5 protein-coding genes are annotated in these 3,422 nt (G+C 72.7%); all 5 read right to left on the bottom strand.

Features of this window, described 5'->3' with window-relative positions:
- Nucleotides 1–113: 113 nt before the first annotated feature.
- The 5 genes from ACOV8S_RS02540 to ACOV8S_RS02520 all read right to left on the bottom strand — a co-directional run bounded on the left by ACOV8S_RS02540 (nucleotide 114) and on the right by ACOV8S_RS02520 (nucleotide 3,383).
- Entirely contained in the window at nucleotides 114–920 is an 807-nt protein-coding gene (locus ACOV8S_RS02540; RefSeq protein ID WP_448315876.1) for a DUF3159 domain-containing protein, read from the bottom strand.
- A 3-nt stretch (nucleotides 921–923) separates the two neighbouring features.
- On the bottom strand, nucleotides 924–1,322 hold the full coding sequence (locus ACOV8S_RS02535; RefSeq protein ID WP_351118339.1) for an OB-fold nucleic acid binding domain-containing protein: 399 nt from the start codon (nucleotides 1,320–1,322) through the stop codon (nucleotides 924–926).
- 204 nt (nucleotides 1,323–1,526) lie between these two features.
- Nucleotides 1,527–2,288, bottom strand: coding sequence for a DUF3710 domain-containing protein (locus tag ACOV8S_RS02530; RefSeq protein WP_448315873.1), 762 nt, complete (start codon nucleotides 2,286–2,288; stop codon nucleotides 1,527–1,529).
- A gap of 1 nt (nucleotide 2,289) precedes the next feature.
- The gene (dut, locus tag ACOV8S_RS02525; RefSeq protein ID WP_448317329.1) at nucleotides 2,290–2,784 is read right to left on the bottom strand and encodes a dUTP diphosphatase; all 495 of its coding nucleotides are present in this window, start codon (nucleotides 2,782–2,784) and stop codon (nucleotides 2,290–2,292) included.
- Between the two features lie 14 nt (nucleotides 2,785–2,798).
- Nucleotides 2,799–3,383, bottom strand: coding sequence for a PaaI family thioesterase (locus tag ACOV8S_RS02520; RefSeq protein WP_448315871.1), 585 nt, complete (start codon nucleotides 3,381–3,383; stop codon nucleotides 2,799–2,801).
- Nucleotides 3,384–3,422 lie beyond the last annotated feature (39 nt).

The following is a 3,422-nucleotide window of genomic DNA, read 5'->3' as shown; positions in this document are numbered from 1 at the left end:
CCTCGGAAGAGTGTCGCGGACCCGCCGCTTCGTCGTGCGGGCGTCCCCCAGCGGGCCGGTCTTCGGCCCCGCGGTCCCGGGGCGCCGGTCCCCTGCCGGGGAGGGGCCGGTCCCTAGGCCTCGCGGCGGTGCCGCCCGCCCTGGTCCGGAGCCTCGGTGGCGACGACGCCGTCGGTCCCCTCGCCGCCCGCGGGGGCGGGGTCCTGGGCCGCGGCCTCGGCGGCTGCCTCGGCCCGCTCCCGCTCCTCCATCTCGGCGAAGACGTCGATGGGCGCCGGCGCCTTGGCCAGGAAGACCCAGGTCAGCCAGACGGCCAGCAGGAACGGCGGGATCTTCAGCCCGATCAGCACCCAGCCGAGCTCGGTGGTGTCCGCCCACCAGTACAGCGGGAAGAGGATCGCGCACTTGGCGAGCAGGATCAGGCCCCAGGCGACGCTGGCCTTGGCGTAGGCCTTCTTGCGGCCCGGGTTCCGCTTGCGCCAGGACAGGTTCTCCTTGAACAGCGGTCCGAGGATCACGCCGATCAGGGGGAAGCCCAGTGCCGTGGACAGCAGGTAGGCCACCGCGAGACCCAGCGTGTAGAGCATGCCGGGCAGGTAGAAGTCCTTGGCGTTGCCCGTCATCATCGCGAACACCACGCCGAAGGCCACCCCGAAGACGCCGCTGAAGGCGTGCTTGACGGTGTCCTTGCGGACCAGCCGGACGATGCCCATCAGCAGGGACACCGCCAGCGCGGCGATCGCCGAGACGTGCAGGTCCTTGTTGACGGTGTAGATCGCGACGAAGATCAGGCCGGGCACGACCGTCTCGATCATGCCGCGGACGCCGCCGAACGCCTCGCCGAGTGCGGCCTCGGTCGCCGCCCGTGAGTCGTGCTCCGTCTGCGGTGCCTCTTCGGTCGGCTTGTCGAGCGACGTCACCGGCTACTCCCGTCCGAGGGGTCTCAGTTCGTAGTGGGGGTTGAACAGCACGCGGCGGCCCCGGATCAGGGTGATCCGTCCCGACGCGATCAGTCTGCGTCCGGGCTCCACGCCCACGATGGAGCGCCTGCCCAGCCACACCACGTCCAGGGCGGCCGAGCCGTCGAACAGCTCGGCCTCCAGGGCGGGGACCCCGGCCCGCGGGCGCAGGGTGACCGTGCGCAAGGTACCAGTGACGGTGACGACCTCCCGGTCGCTGCAGTCACCTATTCGGGTCATTCCCGCGGTGTCCGTCTCCTCCCGCAGCTCCTCGCGCTCCAGGTCCTCCTGGGACGAGGAGAGCCGGTCGATCATGCGGCGGAACCGGCCCACCGGCTTGTCGGAACGGGGAACAGCGTTCATGCCTGAAGCCTACCGGGGCGGCGGGAGCCGCCGGAACCCGAACGGAACGAGGCATTCCGCACCCTCGCCGGGGGAACGGAGGTTCCACCGGAAGAGTGCGGAGGCCTGCCCGCCCACGGGTCTCCGAGGCCTTCCGCCGCTTCCCCCGACGGAGCCCGGACGCACTCCGCCGCGCCCCTTCGAAGGGGCGCGGCGGGGCAGGGACTAGCGGATCTCGGAGATCTCCGGGCCGCGCTGGAGCTGGCCGATGCCGCCCGCGAAGCGTGAGCCCTGGTCCTCGGCCGGCGTCTGCATGCCCTCGGGCACCATCTGCGCGTCGTTCGGCAGCTTCAGCACGATCGGGTCCCGCGGAGCCATCGGCCCCTCGCCCCGGACCACGACCGTGTCGCGGAAGATGTGCTCCAGCAGACCGGCGGCCTCGGGCTGGACCGCGCCCTGCCCGGAGATGACGCCCCGCAGGAACCACCGCGGGCCGTCGACGCCGACGAACCGCACGACCTGGAAGCCGCCCGTGCCGTCGGGCAGCTTCACCGGGACCTGCGCGCGCAGCTCCCAGCCCAGCGGGCCCTCGGTCTCGTCGACGATGCCGCCCTGCTGGGTGATGCCGGAGGCGATCTCCTCCCGCACCTCGCCCCAGATGCCCTCACGCTTGGGGGCGGCGAAGGCCTGCAGCTGGATGGCGCTGTCGCGCAGCACGACGGTCGCGGCGACGATGGCGTCACCGGCGACCTCCACGCGAAGCTCCATGCCGTCGACCCCCGGCACGAACATGCCGCCGAGGTCCACGCGGCCCTCGCCGGGCTCACGGACCTCGGAGCTGTCCCAGGGGCCGTCGGGGCGCGGCGCAGGCTCCAGCCTCACCCGCTCCTGACCGGCCTCTTCCGCCCCGCTGCCGACACCGCCGACGACCTGCTCGGCCTCGCCCGCCGCGCCCTCGGCAGTGCCCTTCTTGCGACGTCCGAACACGTCACTGTCCTTCCCGGTCGGATACGCCCGAACCGTATCGATTCCCACCCGCCAAGTCGCCCACCGCGGCGTGACCGCCGGTGGACCCGAAGCCCCCCGCGGCCCGTACCGAGCCGGGAAGTTCCGCCACCTCGTGGAAGCGGACCCTCTCGACCTGCTGGACGACCAGTTGCGCGATCCGGTCGAAGCGCTCGAACCGCACCGACTCGCGCGGGTCGAGATTCACCACGATCACCTTGATCTCCCCACGGTACCCGGCATCCACCGTCCCTGGGGCGTTCACCAGTGCCACACCGCATCGAGCTGCCAGACCGGAGCGCGGGTGCACGAAGGCGGCGTACCCCTCTGGCAGGGCGATCGACACCCCGGTGGGCAGCACGGTGCGCTCCCCGGGGGCCAATTCGCACGCCTCGGTGGTGCGCAGATCGGCGCCCGCGTCGCCCGGGTGGGCGTAGGCGGGCAGCGGCACCTCGGGGTCGAGGCGGCGGATCAGCACCTGGAGGCCGTCGCTCACGGATTCACCTCGAAGGCGCGCGCCTGGCGCCGCACGTCGGGGTCGTCCATCACGGCCTGGATCTCTTCCTTGCGGCCGTTCTCGATGAAGTGGTCGACCTTGACCTCGATGAACAGCGCGTCCGCACGGACCGCCACCGGGCCCCCGGGACCGCCCAGGCGCCCCACGGCGCTGGCGTAGATCTTGCGGCCGGCCACGGCGGTGACCTCGGCGGTGATGTGCAGCACGCTGCCCACCGGCACCGGACGCCGGTAGTCGGTCTCCAGCCGCCCGGTCACCGAGATGGTGCGCAGCAGCCAGTTCAGGGAGCCCAGCGCGTCGTCCAGCGCGGTGGCGAGGATGCCGCCGTGCGCCAGACCGGGGGCGCCCTGGTGTTCGGGACGCACGGTGAACTCGGCGGTGACGTCGACGCCCTCGCCGGCCCGGGTGACCAGGTGCAGTCCGTGGGGCTGACCGGAGCCGCAGCCGAAGCAGTTCTCGTAGTGGGAGCCGACGGGCTCGCCGGGGGCGGGCGCCTCGGGGTGCCGCACCGGGGCGGCGGCGTCGGCGGAGGGCTGCACGGCCGTGTTCGTTGCACTCACGGCGCAGACCTTACCCGCGCGTACGCGCGAGGCGGACAC

It is taken from the genome of Streptomyces sp. CO7 (assembly GCF_053474865.1).
Note: the sequence above shows the minus strand (reverse complement) of the source record. Positions and strands in the feature narration are given on the sequence as shown.

Bases quoted from the DNA above. Each gene is read 5' to 3' on its own strand.
- ACOV8S_RS02535 (WP_351118339.1), bottom strand. From the start codon at position 1,322: ATGAACGCTGTTCCCCGTTCCGACAAGCCGGTGGGCCGGTTCCGCCGC.